Genomic DNA, 22,741 nt, shown 5'->3' with positions numbered 1-22,741 from the left:
GTTACTCCTTTGCTATTCTCGTTTGATCGCGGTTAACGCATCGGTTCTGGAAGCTTTTATTGCAGGAATGATGCCTGACAACACACCAGTTAATAAAGCGAATAATAAACCGACAGGTAAAATCCAGAAGCTGATAAATAAGATTTCGGGGTTCTGACCGGGGCGTGTTCCCGAGAAGTTAATGACAATGATATTAATCCCCCAGATCACCCAGTAGGAAAGGCATATTCCAGCCACTCCCCCAACAAGCCCTAATAAAGTCGATTCCACTACAAACATATTGCGGATTTGTTTCAGATTGGCGCCTAACACTTTCATAATCCCTATCTGACGTTTACGCTGGTGTGTAGACATAGTCATAGCTACTACGATCGAGATCGAGGCAACGAAGAGGATGAACATCCCTGCGCCGCCGAATATAATTCGTACTATAACAAATTCTTTATTCATACTTGCCTGTTGGTTCAGATTCGTCATGGTTCGGAGCTTCAGGGATTGGATCTGTTTATCCGTTTCAGCCACAGCGTCGACGGAATCCACCTTTACTTTAACCTCTTGGTAACTTTCCATTGCATATGTATGGGCAGATTGTGCAGATAGAGCAGCAACAGCTCCTTTGATCTGCTTACCGAGTCCAGGGCTTATGTAGCCTGTCTTCTGAGAGTAACGCAACGAATCATCAGACATATTCTCCGCTCGTTTCTCGATAGCAACTACCCGGACAGGGAACTCGATCGTTCTAACATTACCGTCCACCATTGGAACCGATTGCTTCAGAATAATCTGCTTCCTGTATAAAGGGTAGGAAATAGGAGGCGAGATCATTTCTTTGTTGCGAGCAATCGCAGACTCATCCAACTGCTGACGCTGCGAAGCTTCCATCTGGCTTAATCGCGCATCACGCAGACCCACTGTAGCAGGATAGTTAAGCACGATGGTATTATCCAGGTCCAGTAAAGCTCCTTGCTGAAATTCCATTCCGAACTCCTCAAGAGTAGCTAACTCAGTGGCGATAATATTAAGTCTCCCCGTTTTACTGTTATCCACAATAAATTCCATACTGTTCAGATTGTCAAAACTGGCGACAGATTGAACATGGGGGAGCGTCCGAATCAGATTCAGCTTCTGCTGAGTAATGCCGTATTCATTCAAGGATGGTTCGAGACCATTATCCATCCTAGGAGACTGGTTCATGATGCTTATTTCATCTGTCTTGAAGTAATGACTCATCTGCTGCTTACTGTAGTGAGCGATTGATTCTCCGAACGCAAGAGAAACAACGATGGAAGCGGAGCCGATTCCGATCCCCATGACACATAGCAGAGTGACAACTTTACGCCGTCTAAGCTGATCCCAACCTAATACTAGATAATCACGTATTCTCATGAGTGGGTCCCTACCTGATCCTCCGATTGAACAAGCCGGCCATCCCTCAATTGTATGATTCGTTTGGTTCGTCGAGCAACTTCATGTTCGTGGGTTACGATGATGAAAGTAATCCCTTGATTCCGATTCAACTCGATCAGAAGATCAATAATCTCTGCTTCCGTGGTGGTATCCAAATTACCAGTAGGTTCATCAGCGAACACAACAGCCGGCTCCGTAATCAGGGATCGGGCTATACTAACGCGCTGCTGTTGGCCGCCAGACAGTTGTGAGGGGAATAACTCCCCCTTATCCGCTATACCCACCCGGGATAGAAGCAGCTGTGCTCGTTCTTGTCTTGCTTTAGCCTTTACTCCCTGAAATATAAGCGGCAATTCGATGTTCTCTCTTACTGTTAAGTGGGGAATTAGCTCATAGGATTGAAAGATGAACCCAATGTGATTCCTGCGGAATACGGCAAGCTGGTTCTCATTCATAGCTTCGATTGGTTGTCCTGCAATGAGGATGCTGCCTTTAGTCGGTTTCATTAATCCAGCCATTAAATTGAGCAGGGTGGATTTGCCGGAGCCGGAACTGCCGAGTAAAGCAACCATCTCCCCCCGCGAGACTTGGAAATCGATTTGATCCAGCACCATCGTCGGTTCTGTTCCGTTCAGGAACGAATGGGAAAGCTGTTGGACGACTAGCACATAATCCCTCCGTAAATTGTTATTAATGTAATATACTAACATGAAAATTTCATCTTATGGAAGCCATTCCATCATTATATAGGGACAAGCTTAAAATATAAGATGGGAAAATATAAAGAATTTCTTAAGTAACGATTCCGGGTAGAGGACGGGAATTAGTTGCAAGGACTAAAGGGTGTGCTACTATAATGGAGTAGGCATAGAAGACTAGCGGAAATGGAGGTTTCATAAATGACTGGAAGCGTCAGAATCAAACCGTTAAAGCTGGAGATGAATGCGGGCGGTAAGCCATTCGTTGTTCATGCTACACTAATATGCGACGAGCAGGATGTAATTCTGTTCGATACAGGGATCCCTGGCCAAGTAGAAGTCATTCATCTAGCACTGGCTTTGGAATCCGTATCTTTTGAGAAGCTAAGCAGAATAATAATCACCCATCAAGATATGGACCACATTGGCAGCTTGCCTGAGCTCATCGAGGTAACAGAAGGCAGAGTAGAGGTTATCGCTCACGAGTTAGGGAAACCTTATTTAACAGGGGAAGTGCCTTTAACGAAGAGGGGAACCTACGCTACCCCTGCCAAAGTGGATGTTACCGTTCAAGATGGCGACATACTCCCATATTGCGGGGGAATTCAAGTCATTTTCACTCCAGGTCATACACCAGATCATACTAGTTATTACCATATTCCAAGTAAAACGCTGATATCAGGTGATGCACTAATTTCACTTGATGGCAAGCTGCTTCCCCCGAATCCTGCATTTACACCTGATTACAAGACAGCATTAGAATCCGTTGGTAAACTTCTCGATTATGACATTGAGACTGTCATTACGTATCATGGAGGATTGTGCAGCAAACAGATCAAGGAGCGGCTAAAGGACATTTCAGAGGGAAGAGAGTAAGACTGGTGGTGAAATAGAGGGATAAGAATACATAAGAACCGCCAGATGAGCTGACGGTTCTTCTTGTGTCCAAATTCGTTACAACTATAAGCCTAGAAGGGTCAGAGAAATAGCTGAGGACGTGTTCGAATTACTAGGTGAACGTTGCAGGAGGGGGCGATCAGTGGATGGTTCTTCTGCATATCCGGTAATTATCTCCATATTTCTCCCTTAGCATTTGCACTTGATCGACCATGAACCAATACATTTCTTGGCGCCTTTGATTTAGCGGTTGTAAGGTTAGTTTAATTTCACCATCTACAATGACATCAAATACGACCATTTTTACGCCTCCGAATTATCGCATTAGGCAAGTTTGCTTATCTACTAGTTTCTATTGGAGTTTGAAGGATTAATTACTACTTCGTCGGCCAATTCGCGATCTTCTTCATAATAAATATTCATATTTCCACCTCCTTCACATGATGGGTTGACTTTATTGTAGAGCATGTTCATTAAGTCCATATAAAACTATTGTATGATTAATGTAAAAAAATAGAACTAGTAGCTTAGCAAACTTGCAAAGATGCCTGGTGCTATCGCTTAAAACCACTGAAAGATGTATAAACCTCAGAATTGGATTTGAAACAAACATCAAACAAAACTACCAGAAACAGAAATATAACCATCTACATTGGATTCCTATCCGCCATTATAATAAATACTATGAAGCAACTATATGAAGTGATTCATTATGAGGAGGTTTTTCATTTGAGACAGCTAGGACAATCCACGATCAAGCTCACTACGGAGCTTCCTATATCGTATACTCCTGACGTGGTCGTCGTTGGCGGCGGTGCATCAGGTGTAGCCGCTGCTATCGCCGCAGCCCGCAATGGAGCCGATACACTGCTGATTGAACAGCGAGGTTATTTGGGAGGGATGGGTACGGCTGCGCTAGTACCTGCATTTTGCCCCTATACCGACGGGGAAAAGCCAATCATCCGAGGAATAGGGTTGGAATTGTTGGACAAGATGAAATATGCCGCTGGAGAAGCATTTTACAGCCGGAACAAGGAAAAATTGGATTGGGTACCGATTGATGTAGAAACCCTGAAACGAGTTTATGATACGGAAGTGCTAGATAGCGGGGCCAAGATTCTGTTTCATACTTTTGCAGATCAAATTGTGCTGGATGGTGACCGCATTGAAGGTCTTGTCATTAGCAATAAATCAGGTCGTTCCGTTATCCAAGCGCAGCTATATATAGACGCAACGGGAGATGCAGACTTAGCAGCCTTAGCGGGCGTTCCTTTCCAGACAGGTGGAGAGCACGGAGAACTTCAGCCCGGTACAATGTGTTATATCGTATCTGGAGCGGACAAAGATCGCTTCAATGCTTTTCTTATTGAGTCTGGGCAATCCGGACAGCTTGAGAAAAGTGTAGTAGAGGCACAGCAGAATGGCGATTTGCCGGATGGACGCAAAAGAGTGTCCGGTATTGCCTGGATCACCGATTCAGTGGCTGGCTTTAATTTCGGTCATATATTCGGCGTTAATGGAACCAAAGCGGAAGATTTGACCAGAGCTGCAATTGATGGCAGGCAGCTGATTGATCGGCAAATCAAGTTTCTGCGTAAATACGTGCCGGGCTTCGAGAACATTCACCTCGTCCATTCGGGAGACCAGATTGGCATACGGGAAACCCGTCGAATTGCTGGTGATTATACGTTGGTGGTTGAAGATTTCTTGTCGATGCGGACTTTTGAGGATGATATTGCGAGGAATGCGTATTTTATCGACATTCATTTGGCCAATGCAACCAGTACCATGACTATCAAACATTTGCCGAAAGGCGAATCACATGGCGTCCCATATCGCTGCATGCTGCCGCAAGGAAAATCCAATCTTATCGTAGCCGGACGCTCCGTCTCATCCGATCGTCCTGTTCAAGGCTCACTTCGTGTCATGCCGAACTGCTTTGCTATGGGTCAGGCTGCAGGCACAGCAGCGGCTATGGCAAGTGTAACGGGAGTCGGCTTCCGTGAGGTTTCGATTCCAAACTTGCAAGCAAAGCTTATTGAACAAGGTGCATGGTTAGGTGAGCGGCCAGGATATGCGAATGACGGTCAAGTAACTGTTCCTGCACAGATCAAATTTGATGATGAATGTTAATAGCAGGATAGCAGGATACCCTTGACATAATAGCTTACACCCGCCCATAATCATCGCCCTTTTGCTCGACAGCAAGCAGGCGATCTTTATGGGTTTTAATGATAGGAGGTCGGGCAACCAATGTATCGATTAATTATTGTGGATGATGAGCCTACAGTCCGTTTTGGGTTAAGCAATTATTTCAACTGGAGCCAATACGGCATTGAAGTGATCGATGAAGCAGATGACGGGGATATCGCCCTGGAATTGATTGAACGCTTAACACCTGATATTGTGCTTACGGACGTTAGAATGCCGAATATGGATGGAATCCGTCTGGCTAATGAAATTAAAGCACGATTCCCTGCAACAAAGATCGTGTTCGTGAGCGGTCTTGATGACGCGGATTATCTCAAATCAGCTTTGAAGGTTAATGCAGTGGATTACATTTTCAAACCGGTGAACATGCATGAGCTAGGTGCTGTTGTTGAGCGCATTGTCGAAGAGCTGGAAGAGGAGACCCGAGAACGAAAACATATTGAGGACATGCAAGGAAAGCTCATGCAGAGTATGCCCCTATTGCGTGAGAAGTTCTTGATGTCGCTAATTCGTGATGGCGTATCTCCATCGTCCCGAATCCAGGATCGAATCGAATTCTTGGGACTGGATCTGCCAGATACAGCAGAGTATTGGACGATCGTGGTGAACATTGATGATAGTGCGGATACGGTAGCAACACGTTCTGAGAGAGATCAGCAGCTCCTGTTCTATTCCGTTGTTAATATTGTTCAGGAATTGATTGAGAAGGTTATGCGAGGTTATGTATTCGAGAATCGGAACGGAGAATTCGTAGGGATTCTGAGGATGGGGGACGATGAGAGTCAAGAAGAGCAGCTATTCGCTCTTGCCGAGGATATTCGGGATAATCTTCAACGCTACCTCAAAATTAGTGTTACCATAGGCGTTGGGGAGCGAATTTATAACTTGATCTCCTTGCCGCAATCCTACAATCAAGCTAGGGAAGCTGCAGATCAGAGATGGTATCTAGGTAAGAATCATATCCTTTCCATCGATAATCTGGAGCAGCATCGGGATAACCATTACCGCTTCGACATCGCACAGGGAGAGCGCCTAATGTCTGTCTTGAAGGCGGGCGATCAAGAGAAGCTGCTGTCTGAATTGGCCGAAGTGTACGAGCACCTTGCCAGGAGACGCAGGGATGGGCTCACACAAGGCCGCAATGTAAGTCTGCAATTGATTTTGTTAGCGAGCCGCCTTATGTTAGAGTTCAATATGTTCAGTCAAGATATGGGAGACAGGGAATCCGAATTATGGACCTTGGTGTTCAAACAAGATACCATTCATGATCTTAGGAAGCTCGTAGAGCTTCATTTGAGCGATGTATGCAGTAGAATCCGCGAGAAACGAAGCGGTAAACCGCGGAATGTCATCGAAAGAATTCACGTGCTCATCAATGAACGCTTTGCAGAAAATCTACAGGTTAGCGAGATCGCACAGGAAGTGTTTTTATCCCCAACCTATCTGTGCTTATTGTTCAAGCAGGAGACTGGCGAGACGATCAATGAATATTTGACACAGGTCAGGATCGAGAAGGCCAAAGAACTGCTCAAGGACCCCCGCAACAAGTTCTATGAAGTTTGTTATTCCGTAGGCTACTCGGATCCGAGTTACTTCAGCAAGCTGTTCAAGAAACAAACTGGATTCACTCCTAGCTCCTATCGCGATCAATTGACATAAGAAGGACGGTGAAGACTGATGAGGCGGCTCCTGAGGAGAGGTTGGAACTATTGCTTGCTGCTCTTAAAAGGAGTGATGACGGCCAGACTGTGGCTGCTCGCCTACGTTGTATTCGTGCTAGTCCCCGTGTCGATCCTCCTGTATACGTACAATCAGAAATCTTCAAAGATTCTGGAAGAAGAAGTGACGCATACGATGCTGCAGACGTTGAAGCAAGCAAGTATTAACTTAGACTATCAATTCAACTCGGTGAGAGACACGTCGAATATTATATTTATGAACCCGAAGCTGCAAGAATACCTGAGTACTACTGCAACGATAGCCCAGCAATTAGATTCACTCAAAGAGCTTAGATATTTGGTGGATAATGCACAGACGAACTCCAACGTGGAGCGGGTTCGTTTGTTTGTCGATAGCAGTAAAATGTTCTCGGGGGAACGAGTGAATTTCTTCACAGTTGACTCGATAACAAACCGCCCTTGGTACGGTCGGGTTATGGAGGCAAGAGGGTCCATTATATGGACAGGCGCTTATCTGGAATCGTATATTGATCGGGATAATCCTCTTTATGTTTTCTCAGGTGCCAGGATTCTTCGGGATCCGAATGTATACGATCAAATATCGGGTGTGTTATTGATTGATGTGGCGCAGAAGACGGTCAACGATATTCTGAACCGAATCGAATTGACCCAAGATGCGAACATCTACCTTGCCGCTCCCGACGGTACGTTGGTTTCCCACAGTGAACCGTCCTTACTAGGCACACGCATGCAAGCCGATGAGGTGTTAAAAGCGTTCAATCAAGAAGAGGAGAATATTATCCCTCTTACGATTAACAAGGCTCCGCATTATGCTATATTTACAACGGTACACTCCACAGGTTGGAAGCTAATAGCAGAAGTGCCTAAAGTGGAGATAACCTCGCGCGCGGTTGCCTTGAACCAGTTCTCCAGCGTGGCTACTGTGTCCGGTGTTACGATTCTTTTTCTTTTACTGGTGTTCATCTTACTTGCTGTAATCGTACGGGGGATGAATCGCAGAATGCAGACCGTAATCCGGATGATCCGACGAGGAGGCATACAAAGCCTGGAGGAACGAGTGAGCCATGCAGAGGGAGATCCGAATCTGCTGGAACAAAGTGTCGATCATCTGATTCATCGGGTTAACGAACTGATGCAGGAAACGTATCAGTCCAAGGTCCAAGAGCGAGAAGCTCAGCTCCGCGCCCTGCAAGCGCAGATCAATCCTCATTTCTTATACAATACTTTGGACACGATAAACTGGATTGCTATCGGACATAATGTTCCAGACATTAGCCAGATGATAGGAGGATTAGCTCAATATTTCCGATTAAGCCTGAATAAAGGGAGAGATCTGGTAAGTGTGAGCGATGAGCTTATGCTGGCAAAAGTATATTTGGAGATTCAGCAGACACGATTCCCGAAGAGCTTCTCCTTCGAATTTGATGTAGAGGATGGACTCGAGCAATTCGAAATTCCCAAGCTGACACTGCAGCCAATTGTGGAGAATGCCTTGCTCCATGGGATCCGCAAATCCAAGTGGAAGACAGGCACGATCCGCATTCAAGCCAAGATGGTGGACGCGGATATTGTGCTATCTGTTACAGATGATGGTATAGGAATGGAGCAAGAGACTGCTCAAAGCTTGCTAACGGAACCAAGACCTGCTGCAGGACATTCTGATGGTGTTGGAAGTTCTTATGGGTTGTACAACGTCAATGAGCGAATCAAGCTTTTTACCGATAATAAATACGGATTGGAAATTCAATCTCATCCTGGTGAGGGAACTACAGTTACAGTAAGATATCAACCTATAGCAATAGCTTAAGCATTGCCTCCTCTTCCCATGGTGAAGAGGAGGCTTTTTTCTTATATTCAAACACCATAAGAAAGCACCAGAAACACAAATCCTACCATCTACAACGAGTGTTGGCATCCACCTATAATACGAATATAACAACTCGGAGGTGAGCTTACACATGAATGTCACACAATCGGAGCCTGAATATCGATCAGCTCAGCCTAAGAAGAAACGTAACCCCAATACCCGTTGGAAACTTTTCCGAAGCAATTATGATATGTATTTACTGCTTGTACCTGGACTGGCTTTCTTGCTTTTGTTCAAATACGCTCCCATGTACGGCATCATTATTGCTTTTCAGGATTTCAATATTTTCGATGGATTTATGGGAAGCAAATGGGTTGGACTGGATCAATTCGAGAAGCTTATTCATTCGGACGAGTTCTACCAAGTGTTCTATAACACCTTGTTAATCAGCTTTTACAAGATCGTCATTCTGTTTCCGATTCCGATCGTGATCGCTTTATTCTTGAATGAAGTACGGAAGATTATGTTCAAGAAGACTATTCAGACGATTATCTTTCTCCCGCATTTTTTGTCCTGGGTTATTATCTCCGGCCTCTTCATTAACATCCTTTCTCCATCAGGCGGTTTGGTGAACAACGTGATCCAGTTTTTCGGCGGGGAGCCCATCTCCTTCTTTCTGGATAACGACTACTTTCGAAGTGTGCTGGTCTTCACTGCAGGGTGGAAGGAAGCGGGTTGGAACGCCATTATATTCATCGCCGCTATAGCAGCCATCGAGCAAGAGCAATATGAAGCAGCCTCTATTGATGGAGCGGGCAGAATTAGACAGATGATTCACATTACATTGCCTGGCATTCTGCCAACGATTATTCTGATCTTCATCCTGCGGCTCGGTTACTTGCTGGAGGCGGGTACAGAGCAAATCCTCACCATGTATAACTCCGTTGTATATGAATCCGGTGATGTCATAGGCACTTACGTATATCGAAAAGGGCTTGGCCAGCAAGATTACAGCTTCAGTACCGCTGTCGGATTATTCAATTCCTTGGTTGGTTTGATTCTGATCGTATTCGGCAATGAACTAAGCAAAAAATTAATGAAACGCAGTATCTGGTAGGAGGGGTGTATCGTGCATAGAAAAACAATCGGTGACAGAGTCTTAGATCTACTCATCTACAGCTTTCTCATAGTGATCGGATTGGCAACCTTGCTTCCTCTGGCCAATGTGCTATCCAAGGCCTTGAGTGAAGAGACGGCTGTAGTATCCGGAAAAGTAGGTGTGTTCCCTGTAGGCTTCCAGCTAGAGACGATGAGATATGTCATTTCTTCAGGTCAATTCATCCAATCTATTGGAATATCCACTCTCGTTGTCGTGATTGGCACTTTTCTTGCAATCGCGCTCACGGCAATAACTGCCTATCCTTTGTCCAAACGTCATTTGCCGGGAATCTCGTTCATCATGCTGCTCTTCGTGTTCACTATGCTGTTCAACGGGGGGATCATTCCCAATTATCTGCTGATGAAGGAGCTTCATCTAATCAATAGCTTATGGTCGTTAATTCTGCCCGCGCTCATCAGTGTGTTCAATATGTTAGTGATCAAAAGCTATTTCGAATCGCTGCCGGAAGCATTAGAAGAGTCAGCCAAAATGGATGGTGCTCGCAACATAACAATTCTGTTCCGAATTGTCTTGCCATTAAGCGGTCCAGTTCTAGCTACGATTGCTTTGTTCTATGCGGTGTACTTCTGGAACGATTACTTTCACCCGATGCTGTACATTAACGATCCAGGCTTGAAGCCTCTACAGCTTTATCTTCGGGATATTGTAATGGATGCAGACAGCTCTTCGGCTATGAATAAAAGTGTGGACGATATGATGAATATCTCTCCGGAGGGGGTCCGTTCAGCAACCGTAATTGCTTCGATCATTCCAATGCTGCTTGTGTACCCATACTTACAGAAGCATTTTGTCAAAGGCGTGTTGATCGGATCCGTAAAAGGGTAAAGGGTGCTGGCTTACATTATTACCCAGGATGCTTTCATCCAGGGTTTAATGATATATTACAAATAGAATAGGGAGGTTTCACATGTTGAAGAAATACAAAAAAGTCATACTGCTTACACTAGCAGGAAGCTTGTCCGTCACGTCGATTGTTGCTTGCTCCTCCAAAGAAGCAGACCAAGGAGGCGCCAGCACTCCATCAACCCAAGCATCAGCAGCACCCTCGGCCGGACCGAAGCCAGAATTGAAATCGCTTCAAATTTGGCAAAAAGACGATTACAACACTTATCCGGTTGCTAAGTTTTTGGAGACCCGTACAGGTTACAAGGTTCAATATGACATGCTCCCGCAAGATAAACCGCAAGATAAGTTAAACATTCTGATTGCTTCGGGTGAACCCTATGATGCCATAACTACACTGGGAAGCACGGACTTCAAAGCGCTGTACTCGGATTATGCCAAAAAAGGCGCATTAGTCGACTTAGGTCCGCTCATTGACAAATATGGCCCTAATATCAAAGCAAGCATTGATCCCGAAGCCCTCGAGGCCGCCAAAGTAGATGGCAAATTGTATGCGATTCCAACGAAGAGTATATCCAATGTTTTTGAGAGCTTGTACATTCGCCAGGATTGGCTGGAAAAGGTTAATCTGAAAGCCCCGACAACACTGGATGAACTGGTAGCCGTGCTCAAAGCATTCAAAGACAAAGACCCCGGCGGCAATGGCGACAAGAATATTCCCTTAACCGTTAAGGGAGATGCACATTTCATTAGTAATATTGCTGGCGCTTTCGGATTAGCGAATTTTTGGAATGACGTGAATGGGAAGATGACACCTCGGATATTGGATCCGGCTTACAAGGATTATGTGAATTTTGTTACTGAACTATTTAAGCAAGGCTTGCTCGATAAAGAGTATGCGGCTAATAAGGATGCAACCTCCAAAGAGAAATTTACAAGCGGGAAAGCCGGTATGATCGCACTTAACTGGGCGGATGTACCCACAATTGCTGATGCATTAAACAAAAACTTTCCTACTGCCAAGGCGGTCTATATCCCGGCGCTCAAAGGTAAGGATGGAAAAGCAGGTCTCTCAGCTACACGAGGGTTCGATCGGCTTACTTATATCCCTAAGGCATCGAAGCATCCGGAGGATGCAATCAAGTGGATCAATGCGAAGCTTGAGAAAGAGACCTTCAAAACGATGGCGATCGGGGAAGAGAACAAGCATTATACGTTCAAGGACGGCACTTATACTCCAATTCAACCTGTTTTCACAGATGAGCGGAATGCTGCGAACAACTACTTGATGGGCTCCGACGACAAGAACTATCCGACTTACTGGCAGGCAAGGGTCCGTAAAGATATGCGTTTGTTTGATGCATGGAACTTCATGAACAGGACGGAGCCGGAGAACACTAGAATTGCGGACCCGTTAGGCTTCGCACCTTATTTACCTGAATTCTCGAAGAACTTCCAACAGTTAAATACGATGGTGGGGGATTATACGATTAAGCTAGTGTTTGGGGCTGAACAGATAGCAGGACTAGAAGCCTTCCAACAGAAATTCAAAACATCCGGCGGGGATGCCAGCTTCAAAGAAGTAAACGACTGGTACTCAACTGTAAAGAAATAATGTTCAAAACTCAAGCCATGGAGCCGTTTTCCGTGGCTTTTTTTGTTTTACGACAACGAATGAGATCATGTACAATGAGATTAGCAGGGCAAGGTATATAAAGCTAGATTGGAGAGAATGAATGTTCAGGAAACTTGCAATTGCCTTTTCATACATAGGAATAGCTGTTGTCATCTACTTATATGGGGAGTTAATATTAGCCTGGTTTCATCAAACAACAAATGGGGTTATTGTAGCACTTCTGGCAACGATTCTGGCTTTATTCCCCATCATACCTTATCCCGTTGTTGGCGGTGTGCTTGGAGCAGCATTTGGCCCAGTATGGGGAGGATTTCTAACCTGGTTCGGTTCGTTTGCAGCATCTATCCTCATGTTCCTTATTGTTCGTTACGGGTATCAAGAATGGGGTATCAAGATATTACAGAAATATGATCGGATCGGGCGAATCAATGTGATGTTCGAGCGTAATGCTTTCCTGACCATCCTGTTCGCTAGATTAGCTCTAATCATCCCTTCGATTGTTATCAATATTTATGCGGCGCTAAGTCGAGTTTCCTTTCTGTCTTATGCAATCGCTTCTGCAGCGGGCAAAATACCTGCGATGCTGCTAGTGGCTATGATCGGGGATAATCTCCTTACCGAGCCTAGAAATATTGTGATTTCCGTAGGAGTCTACGGCGGATTCCTTGTGGTGACCTTAATACTATATCGGATATGGAAAAAAAAGCAGATAAAGTGATATAATTTAATAGGCTGTAACTATCACATTGTTCAAATATGAGAAGGGGACGTGGCTTTATGGGAGTGTTGCTTTATCTGTTTTTCGTAATAATCGGTTATCTTTTCTTATATGTGGTGGTTAAGGCGGCCATTGATCATTCCATCATGAACCGGTTTACATCTGAGATCACTGCCTTGCGAAATCAGAAAAATCAAGAAATTGATATATTGAACAGACAATTAGAGGAGCTTAAGAAGCTTATGATCGAGCAGAATGAGCTGACTAAAGAGCAACTTATGAGATAATTAGAATCAGGTTAGAGTTTGAATACATATTGAAGTGTTGGTTGTATGTTGGCAAAAGTAATACATATTGAATCGTTACAGGGAGCCTTGAATATAATTCGAGGTTCCTTTTTGTTTTGTTATTGACAACGCTTCCAGAACTCAAATATAATTTATATGAACAATATATATACAATTAAGATAATGAAAGGAGAGTAATTAAGTTTCTAGGGAGTTTGTCTGCATCAATATTGAAAAACATGGAGGAGGTTAGTAAAATTATGCGAACTTTATTACATAAAATCTTAAGTTGTCTGTTAATTGTATGTTTGCTCATGGTAAGCGGCATCATATCACCGGTTGACAAAACGCATGCCACGTTAGATCAATATGATGAATTGCGTATCAAGTGGTATAACTATTTGACAGCCGCTAATCTGTATTCGACCCCAGTAACAGACACTGATATTCAATTTAGAATCGATAGTATTACCAGTGTAGCGCAAACCAATTGGGATAATCTGAATACAGCCCCTGGAAGGACTTATCTGTGGTCAGATGTCAACAATACAACTCACATTGAGTCCCGTTATATTTATGAGAATTATAATCGGTTATACAGTATGGCTCTGGCTTATCATACTAAAGGGTCGACACTGGAAGGCGACAGTGACTTGCTGCTAGTCCTGGTGGAGGCCTTGGATTGGATGTATGACAATCAATATAATGAGTCCATGACTCGGCAGACCAGCTATCATCTGTGGGAAATATCCGTACCGACTACGTTGACCAATATTGTCGTGCTCCTGTACAACGAGCTGACTTCTACACAAATAACCAACTATATGAATGCTGTTCATGAGTTTGCCAATGATCCGACTAACTATGCGGACAGTTCAACGATCTCTTATGGCGCTAATCGATTGTGGGAGTCCCTTCCCATTGCTCTGCGTGGGATTATTGTGAAAGATGGAAGCCGTCTGACCCTGGTAAGGGATCGATTAGGGGACTTTGAAGCCGCTATCTATCCCTACGTAGATACATTGAACGGTTGGTATCAGGACGGATCCTTCATCTCGCATGATCGACATCCCTACAATGGCGCTTACGGATTAGGGCATTTCCAGACTTTTATTGTGTTGCAATATTTGCTTGACGGCTCCGCCTGGGAGATTACCGATCCAAGAGCGGTGAACGTATATAGCTGGGCAAGAGACGGTTATACTCCACTTATTCATAAAGGTCGAATGATGGACATGGTCAAAGGCAGGACGATTGCGAGAAATAGCTCAAGCGATCATGCTCAAGGTAGAGTTGCTATTTCGTCCTTACTTTTATTAACGGAGACTTCGGGAATGGAGCAGGCGGACTATCTCAAAAGTGCGATCAAAGCATCCGTACAAGGAGATACCTATGAGAACTACTTGGAAAAATCATCATTGTGGTACATCATCAAATCTAAAGCAATCTTACAAGATACGAATGTTAACCCTCTCGAACAGTCTGTCTATCGACAGTATTCCGGAATGGATAGGGCTGTACAGCAAAGACCGGATTATGCATTCGGAATCAGTATGTTCTCTAAGAGAATCTATGATTTTGAAGCAATCGGAAGTGTCGCTAATAATAATGTAGAGAACAAGAAGGCTTGGTATACTTCATCCGGCATGACCTATCTGTATGATAATGACCTAGGTCAATACAACGATAATTACTGGGCTACGGTTAATATGAAAAGACTTTCCGGCACAACGGTAGATGCAGGTCATACACGTCCGGATGGAGACGACAGTAAGCTCGGAAGGAGCAGTTGGACCGGCGGTGTAGAGATTGACGGGCAATATGGAGCATCCGGAATGGAGCTGACTGCCTATGCGAATACATTAACTGCTAAGAAATCCTGGTTCGCCTTTGACGATGAGATTGTTGCTATAGGATCTGATATCGACAGTACCGACAACAGGACGATTGAGACTATTATTGACAATCGGAAGTTGAATGCTGCTGGTGATAATGAACTTAAGGTAAATGGAAGCAGCAAGTCCTCAACACTAGGCTGGAGTGAAACAATGAATGCAGTTGAATGGATTCATCTGGAAGGCAATGAATCTGGCGCAGATGTCGGTTATGTATTCCCAGCAGGCGCAACCGTTAAGGGTATTCGGGAATCACGATCCGGATCTTGGACCGATATCTCGGATATTGAAATTGATTCTACCTCATACACGAATCGTTATATGAATCTATGGTTTGATCATGGTACGAATCCCGTGAATGGTCAATATTCTTATGTAATGCTTCCTGGAAAAACTTCGACACAAGTGGCGAGTTACGAATCAAGTCCACAAATTACAATTCTTGAACAATCTGAGCAAGTTCATGCCGTTAAAGAAAATACGTTAAATATAGTTGCAGCTAATTTTTGGGAAGATGTTACACGAAAAGTCGATATTATAACCTCTAATAAAAAGGCTTCTATTGCCGTGCAGGAAACGGCCGATGAGTTGGAGATCGCGGTTGCAGATCCGACTCAGGAGAACCAAGGGATTATTGAAGTAGAAGTGGATAAGAGTGCAGCGAGCGTATTATCGGCGGATCCTGCTATCAAGGTATTAAGTATATCTCCGACCGTTAAGCTCGCCGTCCAAACTGCAGGAAGCGGAGGGATGACTAAGAAAATCGTGCTCCACAAGACAAATTCGACTCTCCAATCCGTTGTAGTGCTTAACCCTGCAGCGGATGCATCAACGCATGGGGGGGCTCAGGCTACAACGAATTACGGCAGTTCCACTTCTGTTTCCGTTATTGATGCAGTGGACGCTACTGATCGCCGGACTGGATTCCTGAAGTTCGGTTTAAACGGAGTCACTACTGTTAATAAAGCCATCTTGAGATTGGCTGCATTCACTTTATCAGGGGCTGAGGCTACACTTGCAGTTATAGGCGGCACTGATGGATGGACGGAATCGGGCATTAACCGGAGCAATGAGCCATCCAATGCTACAGAGACACTGGATACTGTGCAGATCAATGGAATGGAAAAGTATTATGAATTCGATGTAACGGAATTCGTTGCTGCGCAAGCTTCGGGGGATGATGCAGCTACATTCATTCTGAATGGGGCTAACTATGAGAATGTGAATATCGCAATCAATAGCCGCGAGCACTCATTGCTTAACCCGCAGCTTGTATTGACGGGAACTTTCAGCGGACTAACCCCAATTACACCGGATGCTCCTGAGTATGAAGGGATAGACAACTTGGCTGTAGAGGAATCCTTTGATAGCACTGGATTAGGTATTACCCCTAGCGGCTGGACATTATTCGCTTCCGGCGGTCAAGCAGTCGCGGCTGAGCTTCCAGGTGCTTTGAATGATCGTGACTTGAAGCTGTCTGTGTCCAGTGGTGGCGGCTCTGTGAAGGTGATCAAGGATCATCCATCGCGGTCCGGAATTGTTGCAGCGGAATTCCGGATAAGAGCAGATCAATCTACTGCACCTTATACCATCTTGCTTGCAGAGGATGCGGCTTCTCCTGCTGCTGTTTCGCTAAGATTCGATACCGCATCCAGAATATCAGTCTCGGACGGAGAAGGATCTGCTTATTTGCAGCCCTTTGTTCCAAAACAATGGTACAAAGTGAAGATGATTATCGACACAAGTGTAGATAAGTATGATTTGTATATCGATGAAGTTAGAAAGGCTCGCCGACTTTCTTTAGTGCAAGCAGTCGATGGGATTGGAGCCATTACAGCTTCACTTAGCTCATCAGGGGTAAGTGAAGCTTACCTCGATGATATCTCGATCGGGTTAGTCGACCAGATGGAAGCAGTACCATCCAGCACAGATATCAGCAATATGGATACTGCCAGTGACATACAAATGCCGCAATACTCGGTGAATGATCATTTTAATGCTTCGGGCTCGAGTCTCCCAGTTGGCTGGACAGCCCAAACTTCCGGTGGAACGGTTGCGCCTGATAACACACCGAATAGTACGAATCATAGTCTTAAGCTGCAAGATACAAGCTCAACTCTTGTAACAGAGGCGGTAAGAGATTTTGCGTCATTGTCCGGTACGATAATTGTTGATTACTGGGTTATGGCCGGGCAAAATAATGTGAGCTTTGGAGCGCCATACATCTATGACGGGGGGACGAATGACACAGGTGTAATCGTCTTTTCCTCTGATGGTAATATGAAGGCGTACAACGGTAATACAGCACTGAGTTTAGGCGCGTATCAAGTGAATACGTGGTATCATATGGAGCTTGTATTGAACACGGATACGGACAAATATGATGTATATATCGATGGGGAGCTGAAGGCGAATCAGTACGATTTCCGCAAAAAAGTAGTCCGCATCAATAAGCTGAAATATTTCTTCTCTGGCGCAGCGACAGGGACTATGAGAGTCGATAATGTAAGAGTCGTGCATGCCAAACACGCTTTTGTTCATCCGAACATCGCCCAGGAGGCTAACTTAACGTTAGATGCACCAGTTTACGCCTTCTCCGAGGAGACCTTTCAGACCTCTTTGATGCTGAAGCCCGCTGGTAGGTCGGTATATCCTGAGAGAGCGTTGATCCGTTTCGACTCTTCAAAATTTGATTTTGACCGAGCGGAGCTAGGGAGTGTGACCGGACTCACTTATACGGTAACGGCCGTGGGACAGGATTATTTGAAACTTACATTTGCGGATACGGGGGCTCTCACATCAGATGTGAGTTTATTAAATCTCTTCTTCACAGTGAAAAATGTTGATCGGGTTGATGAGGGTACGATAAGCTTGGTGTCGGGAGACATATACCTGAGTACGGAAGCGGAATCGCTGCAAACCGTTCAACATGACAAGACCATAACCGTTTCTCCAGATTATATGGTTTATGATACTTTTAATGAGCCCGGATCAACATTGTCTTCAGGATGGAGCACTGTAACGGCAGGAGGGTCGGTGGACAAGGTGAATACGCCTACTAGTGCAGACCGCAGTCTACGGATCGAGGATACGAGCAGTACGCTTACAGCTGAAGCAACTCAAACCTTTGCTGCCCTGTCCGGTACTGTGGTAGTCGAATACAAGCTAATGCCGGGTCAGAATAATGTGAGCCTAGGCGGACCCTATGTCTTCGATACAGGTACGAATGATGCTGGAGTTGTCGTCTTCTCCTCAGACGGGAATATAAAGGCCTACAATGGTGCTACTGCTGCGAGCCTGCAACCTTATAGTGCGGGCGTATGGTATGATATCAAGCTTGTTCTTAATACGACGACCGATAAATATGACGTATATATAAATGGGATTATGAAGGGGAATCAATATAATTTCAGAAAAGCGGTAAGCTCGGTATCCAAGCTAAAATACTTCTTCGGCACAACGGCTACCGGTATGATGCATATTGACGACGTTCGAGTTTACGTAGATTAAATGGAATTCCTTGTTTAGAAATGGACTGCCAGCATAAGCTGAGCAGTCTTTATTTTTGCATCGGGGCTAATAACGATGTTGGTGAGGTGGCGTGTGGAAGGGTAATGCATCAAGCTCCGCCTCGGATAATCGCACGAAATTGGATTCCTGCTTATTAGATGGTATATTGGAGCTAAATACATAGCTGAAGTGAGGGACCCTATCATGATTGATCATATTGTTCTCGTTAAATTCGCAGATTCGACCACGCAAGAACAGCTTGCAGAAGTAGTGACCATGTTCAAGGCATTACGTGAGCATCTGACTGGTATCGTTGATTTACAAGCAGGCATTAACTTTTCCACGAAAAACCAAGGGTATCAGATTGTCCTGTCTGTTCGGTTCGAAGATCGAGCTTCTCTGGAAGCCTATGGTCCTAATCCGAAACACCAAGCGGTCGCTGCCTTCATTCGTGAGGTCGGCAGAGTGGATAGCATAGTAGTTGATATTGAGATATAAAGTGATTCTCGGGTAAATAATACGTTTACAATACTAATGAGTAATTAAGGAGTGATATCTGGTATGGAACTGAAACCGCTCAAAGGCCAACATCATGTATCTGCCATTACCGCAAATGCTAAGAAAAATTACGAATTTTACACCCAGACACTTGGCCTTCGCCTCGTAAAGAAATCCGTTAATCAGGATGATACTTCTGTTTATCACTTGTTTTACGCTGATGAGCGAGGGAATCCGGGCACGGATTTAACTTTCTTCGAAATTCCACATGCGGGTGCTACCCAATACGGGACGAACAGTATTTCCACAACCTCATTGCGTGTTCCGAATGATGCTGCCCTCCAATACTGGCAAAAGCGGCTGCAGGAGCATGGAATTGATCATGATGAAATATCGGAAGCTGCAGGACGAGCAGTACTAGCCTTCCGTGATTTTGAAGGTCAGCGTCTGCTTCTCGTTTCTGATGAGCATAATGTTGGTGTTGCTGGTGGGAAGCCTTGGGACAAAAGTCCCGTCCTCCAAGAGCATGCTATTGTCGGACTTGGACCTGTTACACTCACGGTTACTAGTCCTGATCTTACTGCTCGTGTGTTAACGGAAGTGATGGGTTATCGGGAGAAAAGCGGTTATTCTCGAGCTAACGGCAAGGAAACGAATGCAATTCGCGTCTTTGAGACAGGGGAAGGCGGGACAGGTGCAGAAGTGCATCTGGAAGAACGTGCCGATCTACCAAGAGAGAGACCGGGTAGAGGAAGTGTCCATCATGTCGCTTATCGAGTCGAGAATGAAGAGGAACTGAATAAATGGGTGGAGTGGATTTCGCGTTCGGGGCTGCCCAATTCAGGCTTCGTTGAGCGTTATTACTTCCGTTCCCTATACTTCCGTGAGCCGAACGGGATCCTGTTCGAGTTAGCAACAGACGGCCCTGGCTTCGAAGGGGATGAAGATTTTGAGCATCTGGGTGAACGATTGGCATTACCGCCGTACTTCGAGAATCAAAGAGCTAACATTGAGGCGAAATTAAAACCGCTCAAAACATCGATATAAGCTTATATCATCAATAATAAGGAGGTGTTAGCTTTGAAGCACATTTACTTGGAGGGATTAAGAAAAGAACTACCAACACTCCTGCTTCTTCATGGAACCGGAGGGGATGAGCAGGATCTGGTGCCGTTAGCTGAAGTTATCGCACCGGATGCCTCTATTCTTGGTGTAAAAGGGAATGTCTTGGAGAACGGAATGCCCCGTTTCTTCCGCCGACTTGCAGAAGGAGTATTCGATGAGGAAGATCTGATCGAACGCACAGAGGAATTGAACAATTTCATTACCGAGTGCTCCGTCCAATATGGATTTGATCGAGATCATGTTGTAGCAATTGGTTATTCGAACGGTGCCAATATAGCGGCCAGTCTGTTGTATCATCACGAGAAATCGCTCAAGGGTGCTATATTGTTCCACGCCATGGTACCTAGACACGGAGTCCAATTACCGGTTCTTGACCATGTCCCCGTCTTTATTGGAGCCGGAAAGCGTGATGCCTTGATCAGCCCGACCCAGACCATGGAGCTGGTGAACCATTTGCGTAATGCGGGTGCCACTGTGGCGGATGTATGGACAGACGGCGGTCATCAATTGACTCAGGAAGAGCTCGAAGCAGCCAAAGAGTGGTTTATGAATTACTTTGGGCGAGTGTAGACCGGGGATTGACTCACCGAAATTAGGGATTAGACACTAGACAGCTACTCGTTATGGGGGCTGTCTTCTTTTTCATCCCGGTCCTTTCTAGAGAATTCCTTTATCGAAGTAAAGTAGAAGTCGATGATTTATACACAGACAGTCTGTTTTCGTGTGTTTCCCCAGATGATAAGGCAAGAAGATCCTGAAATTTATAAAGGGAAATTGAATATGAAATCGAATTAGTATTTGAGGAAGATAATGGTTATAAAGGAACCAATATAATAAAAAAGGAGATGTAGTATGAGCAGCCAAATCATTAAAAAAGGATTTAAAGCGGTTGCTGTCAAGCATACCTGCTTATTCAAAGATTATCCGATTGTAATCCCTCAAGCTTTTGAATCTTTCAGAAGTAGAATGAGTGAAATTCATAAAGCCACAAGTGTAACCGCTGCCCTATATGCAACCGGAGATACTGCTCCTCAGAGGGAATCTCTGCAAACATTCTACGTTGGGGTAATTGTGGATCATGCCACTTTCATTCCCGAAGGCATGGAATTGGTAATGATTCCTGACAGGGAGTTTGCGAAGATAACCCATGTAGGTCCTGTTTCGAACATTGGCAATTCCTATATGGTTCTTGAATCCTGGATATCCAGTCAAGGCTACAAACAGGTATCGGATTGGGTAGTTGAGTTATATGATGAGCGATTTAATCCAGTAGCAAGTGATAGTGAAATGGAGATTTATACCCCCGTAAAGTCATCGGTTCCACTTGGAGGTTAGAATTGGTTATTTCCATTAGAAGGAGATTATTCGTGGCAGAAACCAAATTTCACTATAAGAATAGCCATGCTCCAACACCGAATCGACCTGCTAATATTGGTGTTGTGGCCATTATAGCGATGGCTGATAAGATCCTGCTTGAAAAAAGAACGGACAGCAAAAGATGGGCAATAATAGGTGGATCTATCCATGATGATGAATCATTCCTTGATGGACTTTACCGAGAAGTAGCTGAAGAAACAGGACTTAAGATTTCAACTTATGAACTATTCGGAACTTTCTCTGACCCATCCAGAATCATTGAATATCCAGATGGGAATGTGAACCGAACCATTACGATCGCCTATCGAGTTGAAGTGGAGCCTTTTATAGATTTGGTGTGCAGCGACGAGTCACTCGAACTGAAGTTCTTCGATACAGCAGAGCTTGAGAAGATCACGATTGCAGAAACGCATACCCAAATTATCGATCAATATAAGAGAATCAATAGCGGGATCGTTTACGATTAATGAATCTGAGAGGTGAGCCCATGTTAAAACCAATTGAAAGATTCCCTGAAGACAAAAGAATAGCAGGGGTTCACAGTATTCCAATAACGGATGACGGTTCGATCATTATGGTCTGGGATCGGAATGAGCAGGGATTAACTACTGTCGGAGGCAGGCTGGAGGATGGCGAGGATCTTGATACTGCGCTTAATCGGGAAACCGTCGAAGAGGCGGGGCTGATACTAGAACCGAATAGAATTCCAATCGCTTCCTGGCACTGGACGAATACGGATACGTACACGGTTTTTGTTATGGCAAAGGTTCATAAGTATGTAGATCAGCCTGATGGCTTCGAAACTACTGGTACCGTAGTAATGAACTTTGAAACAGCCAAGCAGATGATCACGAGATTAGAAGGAGCAGGCCTGCGAACAGAGGTATTGGATTTAGCTGAAAAAGCCTATAGAAAACATTTTCAAACTGGCAAAGAGGATAGGGAGTAATCG

General features: G+C 44.7%; 19 protein-coding genes. 16 read left to right on the top strand and 3 right to left on the bottom strand.

All coding sequences use genetic code 11. The features are described from left to right. Window positions 1-12: 12 nt before the first annotated feature. Together AC58QD_RS01410 and AC58QD_RS01405 are read right to left on the bottom strand one after the other, a co-directional pair. The gene (locus AC58QD_RS01410; RefSeq protein WP_497329234.1) at window positions 13-1,386 is read right to left on the bottom strand and encodes an ABC transporter permease; all 1,374 of its coding nucleotides are present in this window, start codon (window positions 1,384-1,386) and stop codon (window positions 13-15) included. Further along, window positions 1,383-2,075 carry an ABC transporter ATP-binding protein gene (locus tag AC58QD_RS01405; protein ID WP_497330040.1) on the bottom strand — a complete coding sequence of 231 codons (693 nt, stop codon included), beginning with the start codon at window positions 2,073-2,075 and terminating at the stop codon, window positions 1,383-1,385. Before AC58QD_RS01405 ends, AC58QD_RS01410 begins: the two co-directional genes overlap by 4 nt. 231 nt (window positions 2,076-2,306) lie before the next feature. Between AC58QD_RS01405 and AC58QD_RS01400 the strand changes: the two genes are divergently transcribed. Continuing rightward, a complete protein-coding gene (locus AC58QD_RS01400; RefSeq protein WP_497329232.1) occupies window positions 2,307-2,981 on the top strand; it encodes an MBL fold metallo-hydrolase in 675 nt (224 codons plus the stop codon). Between the two features lie 160 nt (window positions 2,982-3,141). On the opposite strand, the gene AC58QD_RS01395 is transcribed toward AC58QD_RS01400, so the two are convergent. Then, entirely contained in the window at window positions 3,142-3,303 is a 162-nt protein-coding gene (locus AC58QD_RS01395) for a hypothetical protein (RefSeq protein ID WP_497329230.1), read from the bottom strand. A 428-nt stretch (window positions 3,304-3,731) separates the two neighbouring features. On the opposite strand from AC58QD_RS01395, the gene AC58QD_RS01390 reads away from it, so the two are divergent. The 15 genes from AC58QD_RS01390 to AC58QD_RS01320 all read left to right on the top strand — a co-directional run bounded on the left by AC58QD_RS01390 (window position 3,732) and on the right by AC58QD_RS01320 (window position 22,738). Continuing rightward, window positions 3,732-5,135, top strand: a complete 1,404-nt coding sequence (locus AC58QD_RS01390) for an FAD-dependent oxidoreductase (protein WP_497329228.1) — start codon at window positions 3,732-3,734, stop codon at window positions 5,133-5,135. Between the two features lie 120 nt (window positions 5,136-5,255). Continuing rightward, entirely contained in the window at window positions 5,256-6,872 is a 1,617-nt protein-coding gene (locus AC58QD_RS01385) for a response regulator (RefSeq protein ID WP_497329226.1), read from the top strand. Window positions 6,873-6,926: 54 nt separating this feature from the next. Continuing rightward, complete coding sequence (locus tag AC58QD_RS01380) at window positions 6,927-8,720, top strand: sensor histidine kinase (protein ID WP_497329224.1); 1,794 nt, start codon at window positions 6,927-6,929, stop codon at window positions 8,718-8,720. Between the two features lie 151 nt (window positions 8,721-8,871). Further along, window positions 8,872-9,837, top strand: coding sequence for an ABC transporter permease (locus AC58QD_RS01375; RefSeq protein WP_497329222.1), 966 nt, complete (start codon window positions 8,872-8,874; stop codon window positions 9,835-9,837). Window positions 9,838-9,849: 12 nt separating this feature from the next. Continuing rightward, the gene (locus AC58QD_RS01370) at window positions 9,850-10,725 is read left to right on the top strand and encodes a carbohydrate ABC transporter permease (RefSeq protein WP_497329220.1); all 876 of its coding nucleotides are present in this window, start codon (window positions 9,850-9,852) and stop codon (window positions 10,723-10,725) included. 82 nt (window positions 10,726-10,807) lie between these two features. Further along, window positions 10,808-12,358, top strand: coding sequence for an extracellular solute-binding protein (locus tag AC58QD_RS01365; RefSeq protein ID WP_497329218.1), 1,551 nt, complete (start codon window positions 10,808-10,810; stop codon window positions 12,356-12,358). A 121-nt stretch (window positions 12,359-12,479) separates the two neighbouring features. After that, on the top strand, window positions 12,480-13,097 hold the full coding sequence (locus tag AC58QD_RS01360; RefSeq protein ID WP_497329216.1) for a TVP38/TMEM64 family protein: 618 nt from the start codon (window positions 12,480-12,482) through the stop codon (window positions 13,095-13,097). A gap of 59 nt (window positions 13,098-13,156) precedes the next feature. Next, window positions 13,157-13,384: a hypothetical protein gene (locus tag AC58QD_RS01355; protein WP_497329214.1), complete on the top strand. Its 228-nt coding sequence runs from the start codon at window positions 13,157-13,159 to the stop codon at window positions 13,382-13,384. A 260-nt stretch (window positions 13,385-13,644) separates the two neighbouring features. Further along, complete coding sequence (locus AC58QD_RS01350) at window positions 13,645-18,789, top strand: polysaccharide lyase family 8 super-sandwich domain-containing protein (RefSeq protein ID WP_497329212.1); 5,145 nt, start codon at window positions 13,645-13,647, stop codon at window positions 18,787-18,789. A gap of 204 nt (window positions 18,790-18,993) precedes the next feature. Then, a complete protein-coding gene (locus AC58QD_RS01345) occupies window positions 18,994-19,287 on the top strand; it encodes a Dabb family protein (protein ID WP_497329210.1) in 294 nt (97 codons plus the stop codon). A gap of 63 nt (window positions 19,288-19,350) precedes the next feature. Beyond that, window positions 19,351-20,334 (top strand): ring-cleaving dioxygenase, encoded by a 984-nt coding sequence (locus AC58QD_RS01340; RefSeq protein WP_497329208.1) that lies wholly within the window; start codon window positions 19,351-19,353, stop codon window positions 20,332-20,334. Between the two features lie 33 nt (window positions 20,335-20,367). Further along, the gene (locus tag AC58QD_RS01335) at window positions 20,368-20,982 is read left to right on the top strand and encodes an alpha/beta hydrolase (RefSeq protein WP_497329206.1); all 615 of its coding nucleotides are present in this window, start codon (window positions 20,368-20,370) and stop codon (window positions 20,980-20,982) included. A 282-nt stretch (window positions 20,983-21,264) separates the two neighbouring features. Beyond that, the gene (locus AC58QD_RS01330; protein WP_497329204.1) at window positions 21,265-21,747 is read left to right on the top strand and encodes a GyrI-like domain-containing protein; all 483 of its coding nucleotides are present in this window, start codon (window positions 21,265-21,267) and stop codon (window positions 21,745-21,747) included. A 32-nt stretch (window positions 21,748-21,779) separates the two neighbouring features. Continuing rightward, complete coding sequence (locus tag AC58QD_RS01325; protein WP_497329202.1) at window positions 21,780-22,256, top strand: NUDIX domain-containing protein; 477 nt, start codon at window positions 21,780-21,782, stop codon at window positions 22,254-22,256. Window positions 22,257-22,276: 20 nt separating this feature from the next. Then, window positions 22,277-22,738 (top strand): NUDIX hydrolase, encoded by a 462-nt coding sequence (locus AC58QD_RS01320; RefSeq protein WP_497329200.1) that lies wholly within the window; start codon window positions 22,277-22,279, stop codon window positions 22,736-22,738. The last annotated feature ends 3 nt before the right edge of the window (window positions 22,739-22,741 follow it).

This window comes from Paenibacillus sp. J2R1T-4, assembly GCF_059692235.1.
This window is presented reverse-complemented; position numbering and strand designations above follow the sequence as displayed.